The organism is Amycolatopsis sp. NPDC104587 (assembly GCF_055583645.1).
The window spans coordinates 210,739-232,950 of sequence record NZ_JBVJNO010000002.1; the positions used below are offsets into that span (position 1 = coordinate 210,739).

Sequence of the window (22,212 nt, forward strand, 5' to 3'; positions counted from 1 at the left end):
AGCTGAAGCAAGGTTGAAGTCAACCGCTTGCTCAGCCGCGGGTGAACTCGTCCAAGGTGATCCCCAGCAGCTCGCACACCGCGCGCAGCTCGGCCCGGTGGTCACCCGGGACCGCATGGATGTGGTTCGCCCCGAACCGCGAGAGGAACGTCGACGCCGGCGCGTCGAGCCGGGCGAACGCGTGCGGCCATTCCGGAGTGGACTGTGCCTCGAGCGCGGAAGTCGTTTCCTCGTCGTAGTTTTCGAACTCGCCCAGCATCAGCTGCAGCCGGTAGCGGCCGTCCAGGCGGGTGAGCCTGGCGAGCGTCATCCGCCCCGGCGCGGCGATGTGGTGCACCGACGCTCCGCCCGCCGGGAAGAAGAACACCTCCGGGTGGAGCGTCACGCGGGCCAGGTTCTCGGCCGGGTCGTCGCTGCGGGCGGCGAACCACGTCGCGTGCTGGCCCGAGTTGCACAGGTCCCAGATGTCCCGGGCAGCGTGGTAGTGCCGGACGTCGGCGAACAGCACCGGCGTCCCCGACAGGTGCTTCATCAGCTGCATCGTGAGCGCGCCGTCCATGTCGGCCTCGGTCGCGCACACGTGCGTCTTCTTGGGCCCGTTCCAGTCGTACGGGTCGTTGAGGAACGCCTCGGCGACGTCCATCGTCGCGAAGTGCTGCGTCAGCTCGGGCTGGCCCTTGATGCCGGTGAAGTCCAGGTGCCACTCGTCGATCAGCGACCGCATCGCGACGTACGAGCCGATCTGCCGTTCGAGCAGCTCCGGCGTCAGCTTGACGCCGTCGTAGCGGACGGTCGCGTGCTGCTCCAGCCATTCACGCGCCTTCCGCTTCTCCGCCGGGTCGGCGGCCTCCGCGCGCCGGACGACCTCCCACTGGTCGACCTCCTCGACGTCGACCCCGAACTGCCGCTGCCACTGGTCGGTGTTGGCGACGGCGGTGTTCATCCCCATCGGGCGGCCGCCGATCCGGCCGAACGTGCTGCCGCGCAGCTTCGCGACGGCCCCCGCCGCGCGGGCGCGGACGCCGATCGCCGCGATCAGCCCGCCGTCCGACGGGTCACCCCAGAGCCGCGTGTGCGCCCGCCCGATCTGGTCGAGCGCGCCGCCCGCGGCGAGCATCCCGACCATCCCGGGCTGCACCGGGTCGACGTTGGCCACCAGCACCAGCGGTCCGCTCAGCGCGCCGGCGGCGAGCATCGTGAAGTGCGGGAACGCCCAGACGCAGTAGTGCAGCACCGTCAGGTCCACCCCGGCCGCCTCGATCTCCCGGGCGACGGAGGTGGCCAGCCTGCTGTCCGACACCGGCGCCGAAGCCCGGACGACGTCGTGGCCCGCTTCGTCGAGGGCCGCGACCAGCCGGTCCTCGGTGCCGCGGATGAAGCCGGCGATTCCGTTGTGGACGTAGTCGCGGCCGTCGGAGAGGTTGATGACGCCGATGCGTGCCATGGCGGATCCCTTCAGCGGTTGGCCTTCGTGTACACCTCGGCGGCGTTCGCCTGGGTGACGAGCTGCGTCTGCAGCATCACCGTCTTCTCCGCCTTGGCGCAGTCGACGAGGATGCTCTTCGCGGACGCCACGGCCTCGCGCCCGCCGGTCGGGTAGACGAACGTCGCCGCGAGCCGTCCGGCCTCGACCGCCTTGATGCCGCCGGACGGGATCGGCAGGCCGTCGATGCCGAGGAACTTCACCTTCCGGTCCAGGCCCGCGGCCTTCGCGGCGAGGTAGGCGCCTTCGGCCATCGGGTCGTTCTGGGCGTAGACGGCCTGGATCTCCGGGTGGGCCTTGAAGATCGCGTCCGCCTGCTGCTGGCCCTTCTCACGCAGCCAGTCACCGTCCACAGTGGTCACGATGTCGATGCCACGGCCCTCGATGCCCTTCGCGAAGCCGTCCTGGCGCTCCTTGGCCGGGGTCGACCCGGCGAGCCCGCGGATCTCGGCGATCTTCCCGCCCTGCGGCAGCACCTCGTCGGCGAGGTACTGCCCGGCCTGCCGGCCGATGTCGACGTTGTCCGCGCCGATGAACTGCGTGTACGCGTCCCCGTCGACCTTGCGGTCGAGCACCAGGACCGGGATGCCCTTGTCGTGGGCCTTCTTGACGACCGCGGTCAGCGGCGTGGCCTCGTTCGGGCTGATGACCAGCAGGTCGATCCGCTGGGTCAGGAAGTTCTCGACGTCGGCGACCTGCTTGGCGTTGTCCTGCTGGGCGTCCGCGAAGTTCACCGTGAACTGCGGAACCGCCTTGGCGGCTTTCGCGATGTCGTCGTCCATCTGCTTGCGGTAGGGCTCGCTGACGTTGGCCTGGCTGACCCCGATGGTGAACTTGCCGCCCGCCCCCTTGCAGGCGGCCGCGGGTGTCGACGTGCCCTGCCCCGAGTTCTCGTGCGTCGTGCCGCAGGCGGCCGCGGTCAGGACGAGGGCCAGCGCGGGTACCACGAAGTGCTTGCCGGACATTTCTCTTCTTCCCCTCTTCGGCGTTTCACAGTGTGGGCCGCAGCCGCTGCAGGCCCGCGGCGACCACGATGACCAGGCCCTTGATCAGGAGCTGCACGTTGGGGTCGACGCTGTTGAGCGCCAGGATGTTGTTGAGCACGCCCAGCAGCAGCGCGCCGGCGACGGTGCCGGACACCGAGCCGCGGCCACCGGAGAGCGCGGTGCCGCCGATCACGACCGCGGCGATGGCGTCGAGCTCGTACCCGCTGCCGTCGTTGGGACTGCCCTGGTTGAGCTGGCCGGCGTGGATGATCCCGGCCAGCGCGGCGAGCAGCCCGCTCAGGCCGTAGACCAGCACCTTGACCCGGGTGACGGCGATGCCGGAGAGCCGCGCGGCCTTCTCGTTGCCGCCGATCGCGTAGACGTGGCGGGCGAACGCGCTGGTGCGCAGGAAGGCGATCGCGGCGACGGCGACCACGGCGAAGATCACCGCCGGGACCGGCACCAGCCCGTTGAACGTGCGTTCGCCGAGCAGGGAGAACACGACGGGCGCCTCGCCGGGGCCGTCGCCGTAGGAGATCTGGACCCCCTGGCCGCCGGACCAGATCCGCGCGAGCCCGCGGGCGACCTGCAGCCCGGCGAGGGTGACGATGAACGCCTGGATGCCGAACACCGCCGACGCGACCCCCTGCAGCAGGCCGAAGAGCAGGCCCGCGGCGAGCACGAGGAGCACGGCGGGCAGCACCCCGAAGCCGCTTTCGACGAGCAGCACGGCCGAGCCGACGGCGGCGAGCCCGAGCACGGCCCCGACCGACAGGTCGATCCCGCCGACCAGGATCACGAACGTCATGCCGACGGCGATGATGCCGATCTCCGAGATCGCGCGCACGACGTTGAACAGGTTCTCGCTGTCGAGGAAGAGCAGGTCACCGTCGTGCGACGGCGAAAACACGACCGCCGCGACCAGCACCAGCGCGAGACCGAACAGGCTCTGGAAGCGGAACAGCGTGTCCACGACGGCGGCGCGCCGGGTGGGGAGGAACTCCGTGGTGGTCATCGTGCTTCCCCCATCGCCGCGGCGAGCAGCTCGGCCTCGCCGGCGTCGTGCGTGTCGAGCTCACGGCCGGTGCGGCCGTCCTGCAGCACGACGACCCGGTCGCACAGCCCGACCAGCTCCGCGGGCTCGGACGACGCGAGCAGGACCCCGATGCCGCGGGCGGCCGCGGCGGCCAGCAGCTGGTAGATCTCCGCCTTCGCGCCGACGTCGACCCCGCGGGTCGGCTCGTCGAGCAGCAGCAGCGCCGGTTCGGTGAGCAACGCCCGGCCGAGCACCACCTTCTGCTGGTTGCCGCCGGAAAGCGTGCCGACCGGGGCGGCGAGCGCACCCTTCACCTTCAGCTCGCCGAGGATCTTCGCGACGGTGGTGTTCTCACGCCGGCGGGTCACCACACCGGCCGTCGCCAGTCGGTCCACAATGGACAACACGGCGTTCGCGCGGACGGAATGGTCCAGCGCCAGCCCGCCGATCCGGCGGTCTTCCGGCACCAGCGCGAGCCCGAGCTTGACGGCGTGCCGGGGGCCGCGCGGCCGGATCTCCTTGCCACGCAGGAAGACCCGCCCGTGCCACCGCCCGGGTGTCCCGGCGCCGAAGAGCGTCTCCAGCAGCTCGGTGCGGCCCGAGCCGAGCAGCCCGCCGACCCCGACGATCTCCCCGGCGCGGACGGTGAGCGAGATCCCCGCGGGTTCCCGGCGACCGAGCCGGTGTCGCCGAGGGCGCAACGCGAAGTCGTCGAGGCGGAGCAGTTCGTCCCCGGTTTCGCCGTGCTTGAGGCGGAAAAGCGCCTGGACCGGCCGGCCGATCATCGCCTCGGTCACCTGCCCGACGGTCAGGTCGCGCGCGGCGAACCCGGCGGCGACCCGGCCGTTGCGCAGCACGGTGGCGCGGTCGGCGATCCGTCCGATCTCCTCGAGCCGGTGGGAGATGTAGACGATCCCGGCGCCCGCGTCCCGCAGCTCGGTGATCACCTCGAACATCCGCTCGACCTCGGCGCCGGTGAGCGCGGACGTCGGCTCGTCCATGACCAGCACGCGGGCGTCGAGCGCGAGCGCCTTGGTGATGGCGACGAGCTGCTGCTCACCGGTGCGCAGCTCGCCGACGGCGCGTCTCGGGTCGAGCGTGATCCCGATGCGGGCCAGCAGTTCGCGCGTCTCGCGGTGCATCCGCTGCCGCGCGAGCGTGCCGGCCCGGGTGCGCGGCTCGCGGCCGAGGAAGACGTTGGCGGCCACCGAAAGCCCGGGCACGAGGTCGAGCTCCTGCGGGATCATCACGATCCCGCGGCGTTGCGCGTCGGCGGGTCCGCCGAAGACGACCGGCTCACCGTCGACGGCGATGGTGCCGCGGTGCCCGGTGACGTCGCCGGAGAGGATCCGCATCAGCGTCGACTTGCCGGCGCCGTTTTCCCCGAGCAACGCGTGCACCTCGCCGCGGCGCACGGTGAAGTCGACGTGGTCGCAGGCGAGCGTGCCGCCGTACGCCTTGCTGACACCGGTCAGCTCGACCAGCGGGGTGCCCGGCTCTTCCATGACACCCCTCGCGTCGGCGGAAGCTGGGAGTAATCGATTACTCGACGCTAGGGGCGGAACCGGGGTGTGTCAAGCGTCACTTCGGGCGGTCTCCGGGGCGAAAAACCCCGGAGCTTTCACGTGAAAGCGGCGACCTGGGCGCGGAGCTTTCACGTGAAAGCTCCGTCTTGGCGGGTGGAGCTGCCTCGGACGATCAGCTGGGCGGCCATCGTTGTGGTGGTCGATGCGCGGGAGCCGCCGTCCCCGATGCGGTCCAGCAGCAGGCGGGCCGCGAGCTGGCCCATCGCGTGGGCGGGCTGGGCGACCACCGTCAGCGCCGGCGAGATCAGCGTCGCCCACGGCGCGTCGTCGAACGACACGATGCCGACGTCACGGCCCGAGCGCAGGCCCAGCTCGGCCATCGCCTGCAGCACGCCGACCGACATCGTGCTGCTGGACACCAGGAGCGCGTCCGGCGGCTCGGGCTTCGCCAGCAGCTGCGTGGCGGCCTCGTGCCCGCCGGACTCGCGGAATTCGCAGCGGCGAACCAGCTTTGCCGAGTATTTCCGGCCCGCGTCGCGGAGTCCGTCGCGATAACCGTCGAGCCGCTCGTCGGCCGTCGTGATGCCCTGCGGGCCCGCGATGCAGCCGATGCGGCCGTACCCCTGGGAAACCAGGTGCCGCACGGCTTCCCGGGCGGCGGCGCGGGAGTCGACGAGAACGGCGTCGCAGTCGGCCGAGCCGAGCCGCCGGTCGACCGTCACGATCGGGGTGCGGTGCGCGGTCAGTGGCCGGACGTCGCTGTCGCCGGTGGTCGGCGACATGATCACGCCCGCGAGCCGCTCCTGCGCCGCGACCTCGACGTACCGGCGCTCCTTGGCCGTGTTCTCGTCGGAGTTGCAGAGCATCACCGAGAACCCCGCGGCCTGCGCGGTGTCCTCGACCCCGCGCGCGATCGCCGTGAAGAACGGGTTTTCGACGTCGGAGATGATCAGCGCCAGCACCGCGGTTTCCCGGCGGCGCAGGCTGCGCGCGAGGCCGTTCGGCGTGTAGCCGAGCTCGGCCACCGCTCTGGCCACCCGTTCGGCCAGCACCGGGTCCACAGTGGACTTGCCGTTCAGCGCCCTCGAGACGGTCGCGGTCGAGACCCCGGCCAGCGCCGCCACGTCGGAGATCGTCGCCACCCGCGTCCTCGTTCTCTCGGTCGTTGACAGTGCCCCCGGCACACCATAGCGTGGTGGTAATCGATTTCCCGCACGGTGAGCCCGTGGAGGGGCGGATGACGGGGCTGCTGCTCGGCGTGGACATCGGCACGGCCAGCTCCAAGGGCGTGCTGGTGGACCCCGGTGGCGCGGTCCTCGCCCGGTCGGTTCGTGAGCACACCGTCTCGACCCCGCGGCCCGGGTGGTTCGAACACGACGCCGAAACGGTCTGGTGGGCCGACTTCACCGGGATCGTCGCGGACCTGCTGCGCGCCGCCGGTGGCCGGCCGCTCGCCGGGCTCGGGATCAGCGGCATCGGGCCGTGCCTGCTCCCGGCGTCCGCCTCGGGCGAGCCGCTGCGACCGGCCATCCTCTACGGCGTCGACACGCGCGCGGCCGCCGAAATCGCGGAGCTGACCGAGGAGCTCGGCGCGGCCGAGATCCTGGCGCGCGGGGGTTCACCGCTGACCAGCCAGGCGGTCGGGCCGAAGGTGCGCTGGCTGGCCCGGCACGAGCCGGACGTCTACGCGCGCACGGAGAAGCTGCTGATGGCGAGCTCCTTCCTGGTGCACCGGCTGACCGGCCGGTACGTCCTGGACCACCACTCCGCGAGCCAGTGCACCCCGCTCTACGACCTCGTCGCCGGCGAGTGGGCGAAGGACTGGGCCGAGCGGGTCGCGCCCGGGCTGCCGCTGCCCGAGCTGCTGTGGCCGACGGAGGTCGCGGGTGAGGTCACCGCCGCCGCGGCTGCGCGGACCGGGCTGCCCGAGGGGTTGCCGGTCACCGCCGGGACGGTCGACGCGTGGGCCGAGGCCGCGAGTGTCGGCGTCCGCGAGCCGGGTGACGTGATGGTCATGTACGGGACCACGATGTTCCTGGTCGAAGTGGTCACCGAGCCGCGGCCGCACCCCGGCCTGTGGGGGACTCGCGGAGTCGTCCCGGGCAGTTTCACGCTCGCGGCCGGCATGGCGACGTCCGGCGCGGTCACCGACTGGCTGCGCACGTTGACGGGCGCGTCCTACGAGGATCTGGTCGCCGAGGCGGCGGCGGTGCCGGCGGGCAGCCGGGGACTCTTGCTGCTGCCGTACTTCGCGGGGGAGCGGACGCCGCTGTTCGACCCGGACGCGCGGGGTGTCGTCGCGGGGCTGACCACCGCACACGGACGTGCCGAGGTCTACCGCGCGGCGCTCGAGGGCATCGCTTACGGCGTCCGGCACAACCTGGAGGCGATGGCTTCCGCGGGTGGCGCGGCGCGGCGGCTGGTGGCGGTCGGCGGCGGGACGAAGGGCGGCCTGTGGACGCAGATCGTGTCGGACGTGACGGGGCAGCCGCAGCAGATCCCGGCCGAGACGATCGGAGCCTGCCTCGGTGACGCGCTGCTGGTGGCGGAGGCGACGGGCGTGGCGGTCGATCCGGCGCGCGGCAACCCGATCGCGACGACGGTGACGCCGGATCCGGAGACCGGCAAGCGGTACGACGAATTCTACCGGCACTACCGGGCGCTGTACGAAGCGACGAAGGAGACGGCGCACTTCCTGGCGGCGCAGCACCACGCGTCGGCACCCTGAGCGGACCGGGCGTTCGCGCTGGTGTCAGTCGGCCGACCGGCGCCTGGCCGGACTCCGCCGCCGACGGCCCGCCGTCCGGCTCCGGTAGTGCTCCAGGGCCGCCACCGACTCCGTGACCTGCTCGAAGCTCGGCAACGCCCGCACGTTGGCCACCAGCGTCATGTCCTTGCGGGGGATCTCGACGAAGCACACCTCGACCCCCGCCCGCGCGGCGTGGGCGGCCACTTGGGCCTGCCACGTGGCGAGGTCGTGGTCGTCGCCGAGCCATTCGTGCAGGTAGACGCACCACTTGCCGCGTTGGAGCTCACCCGCGATGGCTTCCTGGCCGACCAGGTACGGCTCGTTCACCCGGTCGGCCACGGCTGTTCCCCGGAACACCAAAGCACTGCTTCCCTCCTGCCCTCCGGGGGCGACCCAACCACCGGAAAGCGCTATCTCGGACAGTCACCTCCCCGCTTCCGCCGAGCAGCGCTCACCCCGACGACCGATGGTGGAACGTCTGGGGCGCCGCCAACATACAGCGGCTTACCTTTCCCAGCAACCGTTTGCCCGGTGGCGGAGGTGCGGATGACGCGTGCAGGGATCGCGTGCGGATGCACGTGCCCACCGAGCGTGTTGTTCACCTGAACAGTTGCCGGAATGGAACGGGGAAATGTCCGGGACGGAAACGGGGAACCGTAGCGGAAATCCCGGAGTGTGCACAGTAGACGGTTTCGGTGATCGAACGGGCGCGCAGCGTGAGCCCCCGACGGAAGTCGGGAGCCGGGGCTTCTGAACCGGTTCGGCGGGTGACAGTGCGCAAAACCTGCGCTATACAGAGCCCGTCATGCGTGTTCATGCGCGAAAGGTGTCTCTAATGAGCAGAGTTGCGCAGTCGCTCGGCTGTCTGGCCGCTGTTGCCGTGCTCGGGCTGTCGCCCGCCGTCGCCCAGGCCGCGGCGCCGTCCGGCCGGCTCGGCGACCTGACCGGGATCTCCGCCGACGGCCCGACGGTGACGCTGGAGTCGGGAGCCGCCGCCGTGCGCGTGAGCTTCCCCGCCGACGGCGCCGTCCGGGTCTGGCTCGCCCCCGACGGAACCTTCACCGACCCGGCCGGCGACAAGATCGTCCGGCCGAAGACCACGGCCCCGGCCACGCCGAAACGCGTGGACAAGGGCTCCTACTGGGCCATTTCGACCCCCAAGGCGACCCTGCGGGCCTACAAGCACCCGCTGAAGTTCGCCCTCTACGACGGCGCGGACCGCAAGCAGCTCTGGGCGGAGTCCGCGCCGCTGTCCTGGACCGGCGCCACGACCACGCAGAGCCTGGCCAGGACCGCGACCGAGCAGTTCGTCGGCGGGGGTGAGCAGAACGGCCGGTTCAGCCACCGCGACCAGACCATCAAGATCTTCGCCGACGACAACTGGAACGACGGCGGCGCGCCGAACTCGCAGCCGTTCTACGCCTCCACCGCTGGTTACGGCGTTTTGCGCAACACCTTCGCGCCGGGCAGCTACTCGTTCACCAGCCCGGTCGAGACCACCCACGACGAACGCCGGTTCGACGCGACCTACGTCGTCGGCGCGAGTCTCAAGGACGTCGTCTCCGGGTACACCGACCTGGTCGGGAAACCGTTCCTGCCGCCGATCTACGGGCTGGAAACGGGAGATTCGGATTGCTATCTGCACAATGCAAATCGCGGGGAACGGCACACGCTCGACGCGGTGAAGGTCGCCGACGGGTACACCGAGAACGGCATGCCGAACGGCTGGATGCTGGTCAACGACGGTTACGGCTGCGGGTACGAGAACCTGCAGCAGACCGGCGAGGGCCTCCGGAAGAACAGCATGCAGCTCGGGCTCTGGACCGAGGACGGCGTCCCGAACCAGTCCGACGAGGTCAAGGCGGGTGTGCGGGTCCGCAAGCTGGACGTCGCCTGGGTCGGCCCCGGCTACCAGTTCGCGCTCGACGCGTGCGACACCGCGTACAAGGGCATCGAGGACAACAGCGACGCGCGCGGGTTCGTCTGGCAGCCGGTGAGCTGGGCCGGCGCCCAGCGCTGCGGCGTGCTGTGGAGCGGTGACCAGTCCGGCTCGTACGACTACATCAAGTGGCAGATCCCGACGTACGCCGGCGCGACGACGTCCGGCATCGCCTACAACACCGGCGACATCGACGGCATCTTCGGCGGCAGCCCGCAGACCTACGTCCGCGACCTGCAGTGGAAGGCCTTCCTGCCGACGGCGATGACGATGGACGGCTGGGCTTCGTCGGACAAGCAGCCGTGGCGCCAGGGTGAGCCGTACACCTCGATCAACCGCAAGTACCTGCTGCTCAAGGAGCGGTTGCTGCCCTACACCTACAGCTACTCGGCGCAGGCGCACCGGACCGGCGTCGGCCAGGTGCGGCCGCTGGCGCTGGAGTACCCGGACGATCCGAACGTGTGGACCGACAAGGCGAAGTACGAGTTCCTGTCCGGAACGGACTTCCTGGTCGCGCCCGTTTACGAGAAGTCCAACGTGCGCAACGGGATCTACCTGCCCAAGGGCACCTGGGTGGACTACTGGAGCGGGAAGACCTACACCGGGCCGACCACGGTGGACGGTTACGACGCGCCGCTCGACACGCTCCCGCTGTTCGTCCGCGCCGGGGCGGTCGTGCCGATGTGGGCCGAGGGCACGACGTCGTGGCAGACGCGGGACAAGTCCCTTTTGGACCTGGACGTCTACCCGCAGGGCAAGGGCAGCTTCACTCTCACCGAAGACGACGGGGTCACCCGCGGTTACCAGCGTGGTGAGCAGGCGAACCAGACCTTCACCGTCGACGCCCCGAAGTCCGGGCCGGGCACGGTGACCGTCGGGATCGGCGCGAGCACCGGCACGTACCCGGGGAAGCCCGCGGCGCGGAACTACCGGCTGTCCGTCCACACGGGAGCGAAGCCCGCGGTCGTCCAGGCGGGAACCGGGATCCTGCGGCAGTACGGCAGCAAGGCCGAGCTGGACAAGGCGGCGTCGGGCTGGTGGTACGACACGGCCGCGCAAGGCGTGGTGCGGGTCAAGACCGGCCAGGTCGGCGCGGGTGACCGGCAGGACGTGCGGCTCTTCGGGGCGAGCGCGGTCGGCGGGTTCTTCCCCGAGGACAACAACGGCACGACGACCCTGGCGCTGCCGTCGCTGGCCGCGCCGGGTCAGGCCACCGCCGGGACGGTGAGCTTCACCAACGGCACGCCGTTGCCGGTGCGGGACGTGAAGATCTCGGTGCAGGGCAACGGCTTCCACGTGAACGCCCCCGCCGTGCCGAAGCTGGTGTGGCCCGGTCAGACGGTGCAGGCGCCGGTGACGCTGACCCCGGACGCCGGGCTGAAGCCCGCGGACTACCAGGTCACGGCCACGGCGACGTACCAAGCCCGGCTCGGCACGCACCAGGCCGCCGACTCCTCGACGGTCACCGTCCCGTATGCCTCCTTGGCCGCGGCGTACGGGAACGTCGGGGTCACCGACGGGGCTCACGTCACGGCCGGGAACCTCGACGGCGGCGGCAGCAGCTTCCGCGCCGAGGGACTCGCCGAGCAGGGGCTGAAGCCGGGGGCCGAGTTCACCGCCGCCGGGGCCCGGCTGACCTGGCCCGCGGCCGGGGACGGCAAGCCGGACAACGTCGTCGCCGCCGGGCAGACGGTGGCCGTGCGCGGGACCGGCTCGAAGCTCGTGCTGGCCGGCACCGGCACCGGGACGGCGAAGGGCGCCGTTGTCGTCCAGTACGCCGACGGCAGCACCAGCCAGGCGGACCTCGGCCTGCCGAACTGGTGCTGCGCCGATCCCGCCCAGTACGGCGCGACGACCGTCGCGACCGTCCTGGGCAAGAACACCCAGGCCGGCCCGGCCCACCCGACCACGCCGTACCGCGTGTTCGCGAACTCCGTGCCGCTGACCGCGGGCAAGGAGGTCGTCGCGGTGACGTTGCCGGCGAACTCGGCACTGCACGTGTTCGCCGCGAGCGTCGCCTGAAGGAGGTTCGGCGACCCGCCGAAGTAGGCGCCGTCCGTGACGTACAGCGTGTCGTCACGGACGGCGACCGCGGTCGGGTTGGCGAGTCCGTCCGAAGTGGACAGAATGGTCCGGACGCCGTCGCGGCCGATCGTGACCACGCGGTTCTCCTGGTTGATCGCGGCGACCACGGTGCCGCCGTGGAACGCGAAGTCGTCGACCGGCCCGAGCCCGGAGGCCACGACCCGGCCGGGCCCGCCGCCCAGCGGGAACCGGACCAGGGTGCCGCGGTCCAGGTTGGACACCCAGACCGCGCCGTCGTGGACCTTGATCCCGTTGGCGCCGAACCCGCCCACCGGGGCGAGCAGCTCGCCGGTGGCGAAGGCGGTGACCCGCCCCCGCGGCGTGACCCGCCAGACCGTCGAACCGAAGGAGTCGGCGACCAGGAGGTCACCGGTGGCGGGGACGCGGGCGACGCCGTTCTGGAAGCCGGCCGGCGGCAGGGCGGCGACCCGGACCGGCGCCGATCCGGGCCGGACCCGGTAGAGGCCGGTGGCCGGGGTGCCGGTCGAGACGGCGACGTACAGGTCGCCGTCGGGCGCCCGCACGATGCCGCCGAGGAACAGTCTCTTGTGGACGACCGGGACGTCGCCGTCGTCCGGCACCGGGATCCGGGCGATGACGTGGACGCGGCCGTCGGGGGTGACCCGGCCGATTTCGCCGGTGTAGGCAAAGGTGAGGTCGGCGGAGCCGTCCGGCTCCAGGGTGATGTTCTCGGGCTGCTGCCCGGCGGCGAGGGGCACGATCCTCGACGCCGCCTGGGCTGGCGTGGCCGTCAGAGCGAGGGCGGCCGCGGCCAGCACAACGCCGATCTGCTTGAGACGCAAGGGAAAACTCCGGTTCGTGAGGGAACGGCGAAAAGAACCCCAGATCGCCGTGTCCTCGACGGTAGGCCCGGTGCGCCTCCGGTCACCAATAGCTCAGCCTTGGCCTGCCATCGGAAAACCGATAGCTACAGGTCGCGGGCGAAACAGAGTGAGATCGCTTCGCCGATGTAAGGACCGTAGGCGTCGATCGGCTCGTAGCCTTCGCGCTGGTAGAAGCGGATCGCGTCCGGCTGCCCGCTGCCGGTTTCCAGCAGTAGCCGCTTGATGCCGAGGTCGCGCGCGTGGTCTTCGAGGGCGCGCAGCAACGCGGTCGCGACACCGGTGCCGCGGGCCGCCGGCTCGACGTACATGCGCTTGACCTCGCCCGACCCCGGGCCAAGCGGCCGGAGCCCGCCGCAGCCGAGAGCGACCCCGTCGGCGTCGCGCGCGACGAGGAAGACCGCGACGGTGTCGGCGGTCGGGGGCGCGCCGGGTTCGTGGTTGTCGGTGCCGTAGCGCGCGTCCAGTTCGGTGCGCTGGGCTTCGCGCAGGCGGACGGCGTCGCGATCGTCCCAGCTCACCGGGGTGATCGCGAACGTGCAGTCGAGCATCAGGTGGTACCCCCGTTCCGTAACAGGCGTTACCGTAGCACCTGTTACGCTTCCGGGGAAGGAGGTTTTGTGCCGAGACAGCGTGACGTGGGGGCGCAGCGGGAGCTGCTGTCGAACGCGGTGTGGCAGGTGCTCGCGGAGCACGGCCTGCCGGGGCTGACGCTGCGCGCGGTCGCCGAGCGCGCCGGCTGCACGACGGGCCTGGTGCTGCACGCGTTCCCGACGAAGAAGGCGCTGCTGCTGCACGCGCGTGACCTGCTCTACGACCGCACGGCCGCCCGCGCCGACGCCGCGGAAGCCGCGGCCACCGACCCCGCCGAGGCGCTGACGGTGGTCCTCGGCTGCGCGGTCGACCAGCTGCACGGCCACTACGAGGAGTCCCGCGTCTGGGTGGGCTTCCTGGCGGCGGCCCTGGCCGACGACGACCTGGCCGAACGCCACCGAGCGGCGAACCACTCGTTCCTGGCCCGCGTCCGGCGGCTGGTGGCGCTCTGCCGTCCCGAGTGGACGGAGGAGCGCCTCGAGCTGACGACGAAGAGCCTGGTGGGACTGGTCGAGGGACTCAACGTACTGGCCGCGGCCGACCCGGCGGCCTATTCGGTGGCGGTGCAGCGGGACGCGCTGACCACGGCGTTGGCCGAGGTCGTCGTCAGCGAGTCTCAGGCCGCCGGGCCGAAGCGGCGGCGGTAGGCGCTCGGGCTCAACCCCGTGTGCCGCCTCAGCTGCTGCCGCAGGTTCGCCGCCGTGCCGAAGCCGCTGGCCGATGCCACCCGGTCCAGCCGGAGCTCGCCGCGCTCGATCAGGCGGCAGGCCAGCGTCACGCGTTCCGTGGTCAGCCACGCCAGCGGTGTCGTGCCCAGCTCCGCGCGGAACTTCCGGTGCAGCGTCGCCGGGCTGGTCGCGGCGCGGGCCGCCAGGTCGGCGACCGTCAGCGGCTCGTCCAGCCGGGCCAGCGCCCACGCCAGCACCGGCGCGAGCGACGTGTCCGGCACCGCCGGCACCGGGCGCGCGATGAACTGCTGCTGCCCGCCGTCGCGGTGGCCGGTGAACACCAGCCGGCGGCTGACCGCGTTGACCACCTCGGCGCCGTGGTCGCGCTGGATGAGGTGCAGGCCGAGGTCGAGCGACGCCGCGCTGCCGGCCGCGGTGAGGACGTCACCCTCGTCGACGAACAGGACGTCCGGCTCCCAGCGCACCGCCGGGAAGCGCGCGGCGAACTCGGCGGCCCACTGCCAGTGCGTGGTCGCGCGCCGGCCGTCCAGCACACCCGCCTCGGCCAACGCGAACGCGCCCGTGCAGAAGCTGACGAGCCGGGCGCCCCGGGAAGCCGCCCGGCGGATCGCCGCGATGATCGCGGGGTCCGTCGGCACGCCGGTGTCCGGGCGGGCCGGCGCGATCAGCGTGTCCGCCGTGTCGGCGGCCTCGAGCCCGGCGACGCCGGTGAGGGTGAACATGCCGAGGTTCATCCGCACGTCCGGGGTCGCCGCGCAGAGCTTGAAGTCGTACCAGGGCCGGTCCAGCTCAGGCCGGCGCAGCCCGAACAGCTCGGTCGCGACTCCCATCTCGAACGGGTTCGACTCCGCCGTCACGATCGCCACGACCCGGTGCGAGAATTCTTGCGGCATGTGCGATTCCTAGCACTCCCGCGAGCGGAACACCAGGTCGACGATGGTGAGCATGAACCCGATCGACCTGAACGAAGTCCTCGCGAGCTTCGACGCCGCGTGGAGCCCGCGGATCGTCACCCGCGTCAACGACTACGACATCCGGCTCGCGCGGTTCGACGGCGAGCACGTCTGGCACGTCCACGAGGACACCGACGAGTTCTTCCTGGTCCTCGACGGCGAGATCGAGATCGGCCTGCGCGACCCGGACGAGCGGGTCGTGACGCTGGCCCGCGGCCAGGTGTTCGTGGTGCCGAAGGGGACGTTCCACAAGCCGTCGTCGAAGGCGGGCGCGAGCGTGCTCCTGGTGGAACCGGCCGGGACGCTCTCGGTCGGCGACGAGCACGACGAAGTGCCGGACCACGTCGACGTGACCACCGGCCACCTGGTCTAGCGTCGGCGGATGCTGACTGTCGTACCGGCCGACCAGGCGTCCTGGGCGGACCTGCAGGCGATCTTCGGCGACCGCGGCGACCCGGCCCGCTGTCGCTGCCAGTACTTCAAGGACACCCCGCGCAGTGGAAGGCGGGGACGGCCGAGGAGCGCGCCGAGCGTCTCCGCGAGCAGACGGCCGCCCACGCGACCGGGCTTGTCGCCTTCGTCGACGGCGAGCCCGCCGGCTGGTGCGCGGTCGAACCGCGCACCGCTTACCGGCGGCTCCTCGGCAGCCGGGTCGTCTGGGACGGCCGGGACGAGGACAAGCAGGACGACGGCGTCTGGGCCGTGACGTGCTTTGTGACTCGCAAGGGGTTCCGGCGGCGCGGGGTCAGCGCCGCGTTGGCGAAGGCCGCCGGGGACTTCGCCCGGGAGCGGGGCGCCCGTGCGGTCGAGAGCTATCCGATCGCCGTCGAGCCCGGGGAGCCGGTCGCCTGGCCCGGTGAGCTGTTCGTCGGCACCACCGGCGTCTTCGCCGCCGCGGGGTTCACCGAGGTGAGCCGTCCGACCGCGCGGCGGGTCGTCATGCGGCTGACCTGCTGAGTCCTTCTGGAAAACGGGGTACTCTCGGCGATATGAAACGGACCTCGTTCGCGCAGTGGCCGTGCTCGATCGCGCGCACCATGGACCTGCTGGGGGACTGGTGGACCCCGCTGGTCCTGCGAGACGCCTTCTACGGCGTACGCCGCTTCGACGAGTTCCAGGAGGTGCTCGGCATCGCGCGCAACACCCTCGCCGACCGGCTGAAGCGGCTGGTCGAAGAGGGGTTGCTGGAAAAGGTCGCCTACCAGACCGAACCGGTGCGCTACGACTACGTGCTCACCGACAAGGGCCGCGACTTCTACCCGGTGCTGCTCGCGATGACCCGCTGGGGGGACAAGTGGCTGGCCGGCGAGGCCGGCCCGCCGATCACCGTGCACCACACCGCCTGCGGACACAACACGCACGCCGAGATCGTCTGCGCGGAGTGCCGGGAGCCGATGACACCGGACGACACCCGGATGCGCCGTGGCCCCGGCTTCCCGCCGCGGCTGGCACAGCGCCCGGACGTCGAGGCGCGGTTCGCCCGGCAGGAGTGACGTTGACAGCCTAGGTCCATCTACGCAACTATCGTGGTCAGAGGCTCACTGAGAGGGGTGCGACCACGATGGAGTGGACCGGCGCGCGGTACGCGGACAAGCCGACGGCCGAGGTCTCGACCTGGATCGACGCCGCGCCGGAGGTGGTCTGGCCGGTCGTCTCGGACATCGCGGTGATGCCGTCCCTGAGTGCCGAACTGCAGTCCGTCGAATGGCGCGAGGTCGGCCGGACGTTCGTCGGCAAGAGCAAGCACGACGCGTTCGGCGAGTGGGAGACGACGTCGTACGTCGTCGAATGCGAAGCCCCGCGCGTGTTCGCCTGGGCCGTCGCGGACCCGGCCGAGCCGAGCGCGATCTGGAAGTTCACCCTCGAAGCCGACAACGGCGGCACGCGGCTCTCGCAGTGGATGCAGATGGGCCCCGGGCGCTCCGGGCTGTCGTTCGCCATCGACCGGATGCCCGAGAAGGAGCAGAAGATCGTCTTCGTGCGCCTGCGGGAGTTCGAAACCGCGATGACCGGCAACCTCGCCGCGATCAAGGAGCGGGTGGAAAGCCGGTGAAGACGGCGACGACGGTCGAGTTCTCGCAGGACTCCCGCACGACGCTGGACTTCGTGCTGGAGGCGGAAAAGCTCGGCCTCGACGTCTGCTGGGTCGCCGAGGCGTGGGGCTCGGACGCGCCGTCCGCGCTCGGGTACCTCGCTGCCCGCACCGACCGGATCCGGCTCGGCTCCGGCATCATCCAGCTCGGCACGCGCACGCCGGTCGCGATCGCGCAGGCCGCCCTGACGCTGGCCGACCTCTCCGGCGGGCGGTTCTCCCTGGGGCTGGGCCCGTCCGGGCCGCAGGTGGTCGAAGGCCTGCACGGCGTCCCGTTCGCGAAGCCGTTGACACGCATGCGCGAGACCGTCGAGATCATCCGCCGCGCGTTCGCCGGGGAGAAGGTTGTGTTCTCCGGCAAAACGTTCGAGATCCCGCTGCCCGGCGAGGCACGCCCGATGCGGCTGTCCACGGCGCCGAACCCGGACATCCCGATCTACCTCGCGACGCTGTCGCCGAAGCTGCTGGAACTCACCGGCGAGGTCGCGGACGGCTGGCTCGGCACCAGCTTCGTCCCCGAAGGCGCCGACGCGTACTTCGGGCCGCTCGACGCCGGGCTCGCGAAGGCGGGGCGCACGCGTAAGGACATCGACGTCTGTCAGGGCGCCGAAGTCGCCTTCGCCGACAACGAAGACGAGCTGCGCGTGATGGTCGGCGGCCGCAAGAAGGAGCTCGCCTTCAGCCTCGGCGGGATGGGCTCGGCCACCACGAACTTCTACAACAACGCCTACAGCCGCCAGGGCTGGGCGGACGTCGCCGCCGAGGTCCGCGAACGCTGGCAGGCCGGCGACCGCGACGGCGCCACTGCGCTCGTCACCGACGAGATGGTGCTGGCCACGACGTTGATCGGCACCGAAGAGATGGTGCGCGAACGGCTGCGCGTCTGGCGCGACACGGGGATCGACACGGTCCGGCTGTACCCGGCAGGCGAAACGCTCGAAGCGCGTCTCACGACCTTGGGCCGCGCGCTCGACCTCCTGTGAGTGACCGTCGCGAGTGGACGGTCCGGGCCGGTCGCCGGTTTATAGTGGCCCATGCGCAAGATTGTTTCGAACCTGTTCATCTCGCTCGACGGCGTGGTGGAGGCGCCGGACCAGTGGTCGCTGCGGTACTGGACCGACGAGATCGGCCGGGCCGTCGGCAGCGGGATGGCCGCCGCCGACGCCATGCTGCTCGGCCGCGTCACCTACGAAGGGTTCGCCGAGGCGTGGCCCGGGCGGACCGCCGAGGACGACGAGGGCGCCGAGTTCATGAACAACGTCCGGAAATACGTGCTTTCGTCGACCTTGTCCGAGGTCGGCTGGAAGAACTCGACGCTGCTGACCGGTGACCCGGCCGAGGCGGTCCGGGCGCTGAAGGCGTCCGCCGGCGGCGACATCATGACCAGCGGCAGCACGACCGCGGTGCGCTGGCTGCTGACCGAAGGGCTGGTCGACGAGCTGAACCTGCTGCTCTACCCGGTCGTCGTGGGTGGGGGCAAACGGTTGTTCCCCACCGAAGGGCCCGGGTTCCCGCTGGTGCTCAAGAAGTCTTCGACGTTCGGCAACGGCGTCGTCCAGCTGACCTACACACCCGCGTGAGCACGCCGTTCCGGATCGAGGTCCCCGAGGTCGAGCTCGAGGACCTGCGGGCGCGGCTGCGCCGGACCCGCTGGCCGGAGGCCGAGCCGGTGGACGACTGGAGCCAGGGCACGCCGCTGGCCTACCTGCGTTCCCTGTGCGACTACTGGGCTTCCGGCTACGACTGGCGTGCCGTGGAGGCCCGGATGAACCGGTTTCCGCAGTACCGCGCGGAAATCGACGGGCTGGGCATCCACTACCTGCACGTGCGGTCGCGTCGTCCGGACGCGCTCCCGCTGCTGCTCACGCACGGCTGGCCGGGCTCGTTCCTCGAGTTCGGCAAGGTGATCGAGCCGCTCGTCGAGGAGTTCCACCTGGTGATCCCGTCGCTGCCGGGCTACGGCTTCAGCGACAAACCGGCGTCGCCGGGCTGGGGCATCGAGCGCATCGCGGCGGCATGGGCGACGCTGATGGCGAGCCTGGGGTACTCCCGCTACGGCGCCCAAGGCGGCGACTGGGGGACGTCGATCACGACGTCACTGGCCCAGCAGGACGCGGCCCACCTGGCGGGCATCCACCTGAACCCGCCGATCGCGGCGCCGGACCCGTCGACGTTCGGCGACCTGACGCCCGCCGAGCGAGCGTCACTGGCGGCGTTGGAGCACGCGCAGCGCTGGGAGGACGGCTACTCGGTGCTGCAGTCGACGCGTCCACAGACGGTGGGTTACGGGTTGCTGGACTCTCCGGCGGGCCTGTGCGGCTGGCTGGTCGAGAAGTTCCACGCCTGGTCCGACGGCTTCCCGTTCACCCGCGACGAGCTCCTCGACGACGTGACGCTGTACTGGCTGACCGGGACGGCAGCGTCGTCGGCGCGGCTGTACTGGGAGAGCATCCGCAAGGTCCAGCGCTGGTTCTCGGAGGCAACGGACGACACGGTGGACGTGCCGGTGGGCTGTTCGATCTTCCCCGGCGAGATGCCACGACCGTCCCGTCGCTGGGCGGCGCGGCGGTACCCGGACATCCGGCATTGGAACGAGCTGGACCGAGGCGGGCACTTCGCGGCTTATGAGCAGCCCGAGCTGTTCGTCGACGAGGTGCGGACCTTCTTCCGGATGGTGAGCTAGCGCCTGAAGCTCGAAGAAGAACCTCAGTTCACCTGACGGGACTGGCCCTGCCAAAACGGCTCCCGCAGCTTGAACTTCTGGATCTTCCCCGTCGCCGTCCTGGGCAGCTCCTCCAGGAACTCGACCCGCTTCGGGCACTTGTACCCCGCCAGGTACTCCCGGCAGTGCTTGATCAGCTCGTCCGAAGTCACTTCCTCCGACGTCACCACGAGCGCCGTCACCAGCTCGCCCCACTTCTCGTCCGGGATGCCGATCACCGCGGCCTCGCGGACCGCCGGGTGCGAGCTCAGGGCGTCCTCCACCTCGATCGACGACACGTTCTCGCCGCCGGAGATGATCACGTCCTTCTTGCGGTCGGCGATCGTCAGGTAGCCGTCCTCGAACGACCCGCCGTCGCCCGTGTGGAACCAGTTGCCTTCCTGCACCCGCTCGGTCTCCGCCGGGTTCTCCCAGTAGCCGTCGAGGTTGGTGTTCGACTGCGCGAGCACCTCGCCGTCGGTGTCGATGCCGATCCGGACGCCCAGCGCCGGCGTCCCCGCGCGGCCGAGCAGCTTCGCCTGCTCGTGCGGGTCGAGATCCTCCCACTCGCTGCGCATGCGGTTGACCGTGAGCAGCGGCGAGGTCTCGGTGAGCCCGTAGATCTGGATGAACTCCCAGCCCAGCTCGGCCCGCACCCGCTCGATCGTGCGGGTCGGCGGCGGAGCGCCGGCCACGACGAGCCGGACGCGGTCGCGGCCGGGGATCTCGCCTTCCCAGGTCGCGGCGCCGTCGAGGGCCGCGGTGACCACCGCCGGGGCGGCGCACAAGATCGTCACGCCGTGCTCGTCGATGCGCCGGAGGATCTCGGTGCCGTCGACCTTCCGCAGCACGATGTGCCGCCCGCCGAGGCCGGTCACCGCGTACGGCATGCCCCAGCCGTTGCAGTGGAACATCGGCAGCGTGTGCAGCAGGACGTCGTTGTCGGTCAACGTCGTGTGCAGGCCGAACACCATCGCGTTGAGCCAGATGTTGCGCTGGGTGAGCTGCACGCCCTTCGGCCGCGCCGTGGTGCCCGAGGTGTAGTTGAGGGTCGCCGTCGCCGACTCGTCGCCCGCCCACGGCCGCGGTGCACCCTCGCCGCCCCAGATCGCGTCGTCGTCGCGGCCGAGGACGAAGACGTGCTTCGCCGTGACCGTGTCGAGCAGGTGCTCCAGCTCGGGGTCGACGATCAGCACCTCGGCGCCGGAGTGCTCGACGATGTACTTGACCTCGGCCGGGGCGAGCCGGAAGTTCACCGGCACCAGGATCCGGCCCCAGCCGGACACCCCGAAGAACGACACGAGCAGCCGCGCGGCGTTGTGCGACACCATGGCGACGCGGCCGCCGACCGGCACGCCCAGCGCGTCGAGGTTCGCCGCCTGCGCCCGCGCGCGCTTCGCGACCTCGCGATAGGTGAGCGAACCCCAGCTCGGCGCGGGCTGGTTCGGCTCGTCGACCACCGCGACGCGGTCCGGGTACACCGTTTCCGCGCGGTCGAGGAAGTCCCGGACACCCAGATCGAAGAACACGCCTCATCCCTTCGTCGTCCCCGTCCCGATGATGACGCGTCACAGGTGCTCGCACCAGTCCGATGTGGTTCGCTGGGACCCGATGGACTTCGACACGGTGGCCGGCGAGCTCTACGGGGGTGACCTCGCGGAGTTCGTCAGCGCGCGCAATGCGGCGGCAAAGGCGGCAAAAGCCGAGGGGGACGCCGAGCTCGCGGCGAAGATCAAGGAGCTGCGGAAGCCGACCACGGCCGCCGCGATCGTCAACGGCCTGGCCCGGGAAGACCCGGACGAGCTGCGTGAGCTGGCCGAGCTCGGGGACGAGCTGCGCGACGCCCACTCGCGCCTGGCCGGCGACGACCTGCGGGCGCTGACCCGGCGCCGCGGCGAGCTGGTGCGGGGGATCCTGCACGGGCTGCCGTCGATGAGCGACTCCGTCTCGCGTGAGGTGGAGGCGACCCTGGAGGCCGTCGCGGCGGACCCGGGGACCGCGGCGCTCGCCCTGGCCGGGCGCCTGACTTCGGTCGCGCACCAGGACGCCGACCAGTGGTTCACCCTCGAGGCCACCACCGCCCCGCCGACGAGCGGCAAGCGTCCCGCGAAGCTGGTCGACAAGGCCGAGCCGGCGAAGCCGAAGCGGACCGAGAAGGCCGAAAAGGACCGTCGCCGCGAGCGGGAGGAACGCGAGGAGCGTGAACGCGTCCGCGCCGAACGCGAGCGCCTGCGCAAGGAGGCCACCGAGCTCGCCAAGGAGCGCGCGGTGGCCGAACGCGACCTCGTCCGCACCGAACGCGCGGCCGAGCAGGCCAAGGCGCGCGTCGAAGACCTGCGCACGCGTCTCGAAGAAGCCGAGGAACGCGCCGAGCGCGCGACGGCGGAGTTCGAGACGGCCAAGGAGAAGTTCGAACAGGCCGACGAAGCCGCCGAAGAAGCACGAAAAGCCGCGGAGGCCACGCGCTGATCCGTGCTACCGTGAGGATGCGCCCCGGATGGGCCTACGCACGGAGGTAGTGGCTACTCAGCCCCCTT

At 71.3% G+C, this 22,212-nt stretch carries 20 protein-coding genes; 11 read left to right on the forward strand and 9 right to left on the reverse strand.

The window, feature by feature from the left end; genetic code table 11:
- Positions 1 to 31 precede the first annotated feature (31 nt).
- From ACZ61C_RS05435 to ACZ61C_RS05455, 5 genes are all read right to left on the reverse strand, one after another.
- Positions 32 to 1,444, reverse strand: a complete 1,413-nt coding sequence (locus tag ACZ61C_RS05435) for an L-fucose/L-arabinose isomerase family protein (RefSeq protein WP_465303157.1) — start codon at positions 1,442 to 1,444, stop codon at positions 32 to 34.
- 11 nt (positions 1,445 to 1,455) lie between these two features.
- Positions 1,456 to 2,448: a substrate-binding domain-containing protein gene (locus ACZ61C_RS05440; RefSeq protein WP_465303159.1), complete on the reverse strand. Its 993-nt coding sequence runs from the start codon at positions 2,446 to 2,448 to the stop codon at positions 1,456 to 1,458.
- Between the two features lie 25 nt (positions 2,449 to 2,473).
- Positions 2,474 to 3,484: an ABC transporter permease gene (locus ACZ61C_RS05445; RefSeq protein WP_465303161.1), complete on the reverse strand. Its 1,011-nt coding sequence runs from the start codon at positions 3,482 to 3,484 to the stop codon at positions 2,474 to 2,476.
- Positions 3,481 to 5,010, reverse strand: a complete 1,530-nt coding sequence (locus ACZ61C_RS05450) for a sugar ABC transporter ATP-binding protein (RefSeq protein WP_465303163.1) — start codon at positions 5,008 to 5,010, stop codon at positions 3,481 to 3,483. The genes ACZ61C_RS05445 and ACZ61C_RS05450 overlap by 4 nt, the downstream gene beginning before the upstream one ends.
- 149 nt (positions 5,011 to 5,159) lie before the next feature.
- Positions 5,160 to 6,173 (reverse strand): LacI family DNA-binding transcriptional regulator, encoded by a 1,014-nt coding sequence (locus ACZ61C_RS05455; RefSeq protein WP_465303165.1) that lies wholly within the window; start codon positions 6,171 to 6,173, stop codon positions 5,160 to 5,162.
- Positions 6,174 to 6,268: 95 nt separating this feature from the next.
- On the opposite strand from ACZ61C_RS05455, the gene ACZ61C_RS05460 reads away from it, so the two are divergent.
- A complete protein-coding gene (locus ACZ61C_RS05460; protein WP_465303167.1) occupies positions 6,269 to 7,759 on the forward strand; it encodes an FGGY-family carbohydrate kinase in 1,491 nt (496 codons plus the stop codon).
- Positions 7,760 to 7,783: 24 nt separating this feature from the next.
- On the opposite strand, the gene ACZ61C_RS05465 is transcribed toward ACZ61C_RS05460, so the two are convergent.
- Entirely contained in the window at positions 7,784 to 8,119 is a 336-nt protein-coding gene (locus ACZ61C_RS05465) for a hypothetical protein (protein ID WP_465303169.1), read from the reverse strand.
- 496 nt (positions 8,120 to 8,615) lie between these two features.
- Here ACZ61C_RS05465 and ACZ61C_RS05470 point away from each other — a divergent pair, with 496 nt between their 5' ends.
- A complete protein-coding gene (locus ACZ61C_RS05470; RefSeq protein WP_465303171.1) occupies positions 8,616 to 11,741 on the forward strand; it encodes a TIM-barrel domain-containing protein in 3,126 nt (1,041 codons plus the stop codon).
- Between the two features lie 991 nt (positions 11,742 to 12,732).
- Here ACZ61C_RS05470 and ACZ61C_RS05475 read toward each other — a convergent pair.
- Positions 12,733 to 13,197 (reverse strand): GNAT family N-acetyltransferase, encoded by a 465-nt coding sequence (locus ACZ61C_RS05475; RefSeq protein ID WP_465303173.1) that lies wholly within the window; start codon positions 13,195 to 13,197, stop codon positions 12,733 to 12,735.
- Positions 13,198 to 13,266: 69 nt separating this feature from the next.
- On the opposite strand from ACZ61C_RS05475, the gene ACZ61C_RS05480 reads away from it, so the two are divergent.
- Complete coding sequence (locus ACZ61C_RS05480) at positions 13,267 to 13,887, forward strand: TetR/AcrR family transcriptional regulator (protein WP_465303175.1); 621 nt, start codon at positions 13,267 to 13,269, stop codon at positions 13,885 to 13,887.
- Here the strand turns inward: ACZ61C_RS05480 and ACZ61C_RS05485 are convergent.
- Positions 13,857 to 14,822 carry a helix-turn-helix domain-containing protein gene (locus ACZ61C_RS05485; protein ID WP_465303177.1) on the reverse strand — a complete coding sequence of 322 codons (966 nt, stop codon included), beginning with the start codon at positions 14,820 to 14,822 and terminating at the stop codon, positions 13,857 to 13,859. The two genes, ACZ61C_RS05480 and ACZ61C_RS05485, sit on opposite strands and share 31 nt — an antisense overlap.
- Before the next feature lie 43 nt (positions 14,823 to 14,865).
- Here ACZ61C_RS05485 and ACZ61C_RS05490 point away from each other — a divergent pair, with 43 nt between their 5' ends.
- The 7 genes from ACZ61C_RS05490 to ACZ61C_RS05520 all read left to right on the forward strand — a co-directional run bounded on the left by ACZ61C_RS05490 (position 14,866) and on the right by ACZ61C_RS05520 (position 19,657).
- The gene (locus ACZ61C_RS05490; protein WP_465303179.1) at positions 14,866 to 15,255 is read left to right on the forward strand and encodes a cupin domain-containing protein; all 390 of its coding nucleotides are present in this window, start codon (positions 14,866 to 14,868) and stop codon (positions 15,253 to 15,255) included.
- A 95-nt stretch (positions 15,256 to 15,350) separates the two neighbouring features.
- On the forward strand, positions 15,351 to 15,839 hold the full coding sequence (locus ACZ61C_RS05495) for a GNAT family N-acetyltransferase (protein WP_465304193.1): 489 nt from the start codon (positions 15,351 to 15,353) through the stop codon (positions 15,837 to 15,839).
- Positions 15,840 to 15,871: 32 nt separating this feature from the next.
- Positions 15,872 to 16,375, forward strand: coding sequence for a winged helix-turn-helix transcriptional regulator (locus ACZ61C_RS05500; RefSeq protein ID WP_465303181.1), 504 nt, complete (start codon positions 15,872 to 15,874; stop codon positions 16,373 to 16,375).
- Positions 16,376 to 16,443: 68 nt separating this feature from the next.
- Positions 16,444 to 16,935 (forward strand): SRPBCC family protein, encoded by a 492-nt coding sequence (locus ACZ61C_RS05505; RefSeq protein WP_465303183.1) that lies wholly within the window; start codon positions 16,444 to 16,446, stop codon positions 16,933 to 16,935.
- The gene (locus ACZ61C_RS05510) at positions 16,932 to 17,957 is read left to right on the forward strand and encodes an LLM class flavin-dependent oxidoreductase (protein WP_465303185.1); all 1,026 of its coding nucleotides are present in this window, start codon (positions 16,932 to 16,934) and stop codon (positions 17,955 to 17,957) included. Before ACZ61C_RS05505 ends, ACZ61C_RS05510 begins: the two co-directional genes overlap by 4 nt.
- Positions 17,958 to 18,008: 51 nt before the next feature.
- Complete coding sequence (locus ACZ61C_RS05515; RefSeq protein WP_465303187.1) at positions 18,009 to 18,554, forward strand: dihydrofolate reductase family protein; 546 nt, start codon at positions 18,009 to 18,011, stop codon at positions 18,552 to 18,554.
- Positions 18,551 to 19,657, forward strand: a complete 1,107-nt coding sequence (locus ACZ61C_RS05520; RefSeq protein WP_465303189.1) for an epoxide hydrolase family protein — start codon at positions 18,551 to 18,553, stop codon at positions 19,655 to 19,657. Before ACZ61C_RS05515 ends, ACZ61C_RS05520 begins: the two co-directional genes overlap by 4 nt.
- A 23-nt stretch (positions 19,658 to 19,680) precedes the next feature.
- Here the strand turns inward: ACZ61C_RS05520 and ACZ61C_RS05525 are convergent, their stop codons facing one another.
- Positions 19,681 to 21,204: an AMP-binding protein gene (locus ACZ61C_RS05525; RefSeq protein ID WP_465303191.1), complete on the reverse strand. Its 1,524-nt coding sequence runs from the start codon at positions 21,202 to 21,204 to the stop codon at positions 19,681 to 19,683.
- Between the two features lie 82 nt (positions 21,205 to 21,286).
- Between ACZ61C_RS05525 and ACZ61C_RS05530 the strand changes: the two genes are divergently transcribed.
- Entirely contained in the window at positions 21,287 to 22,144 is an 858-nt protein-coding gene (locus tag ACZ61C_RS05530; protein WP_465303193.1) for a hypothetical protein, read from the forward strand.
- Positions 22,145 to 22,212: the final 68 nt, after the last annotated feature.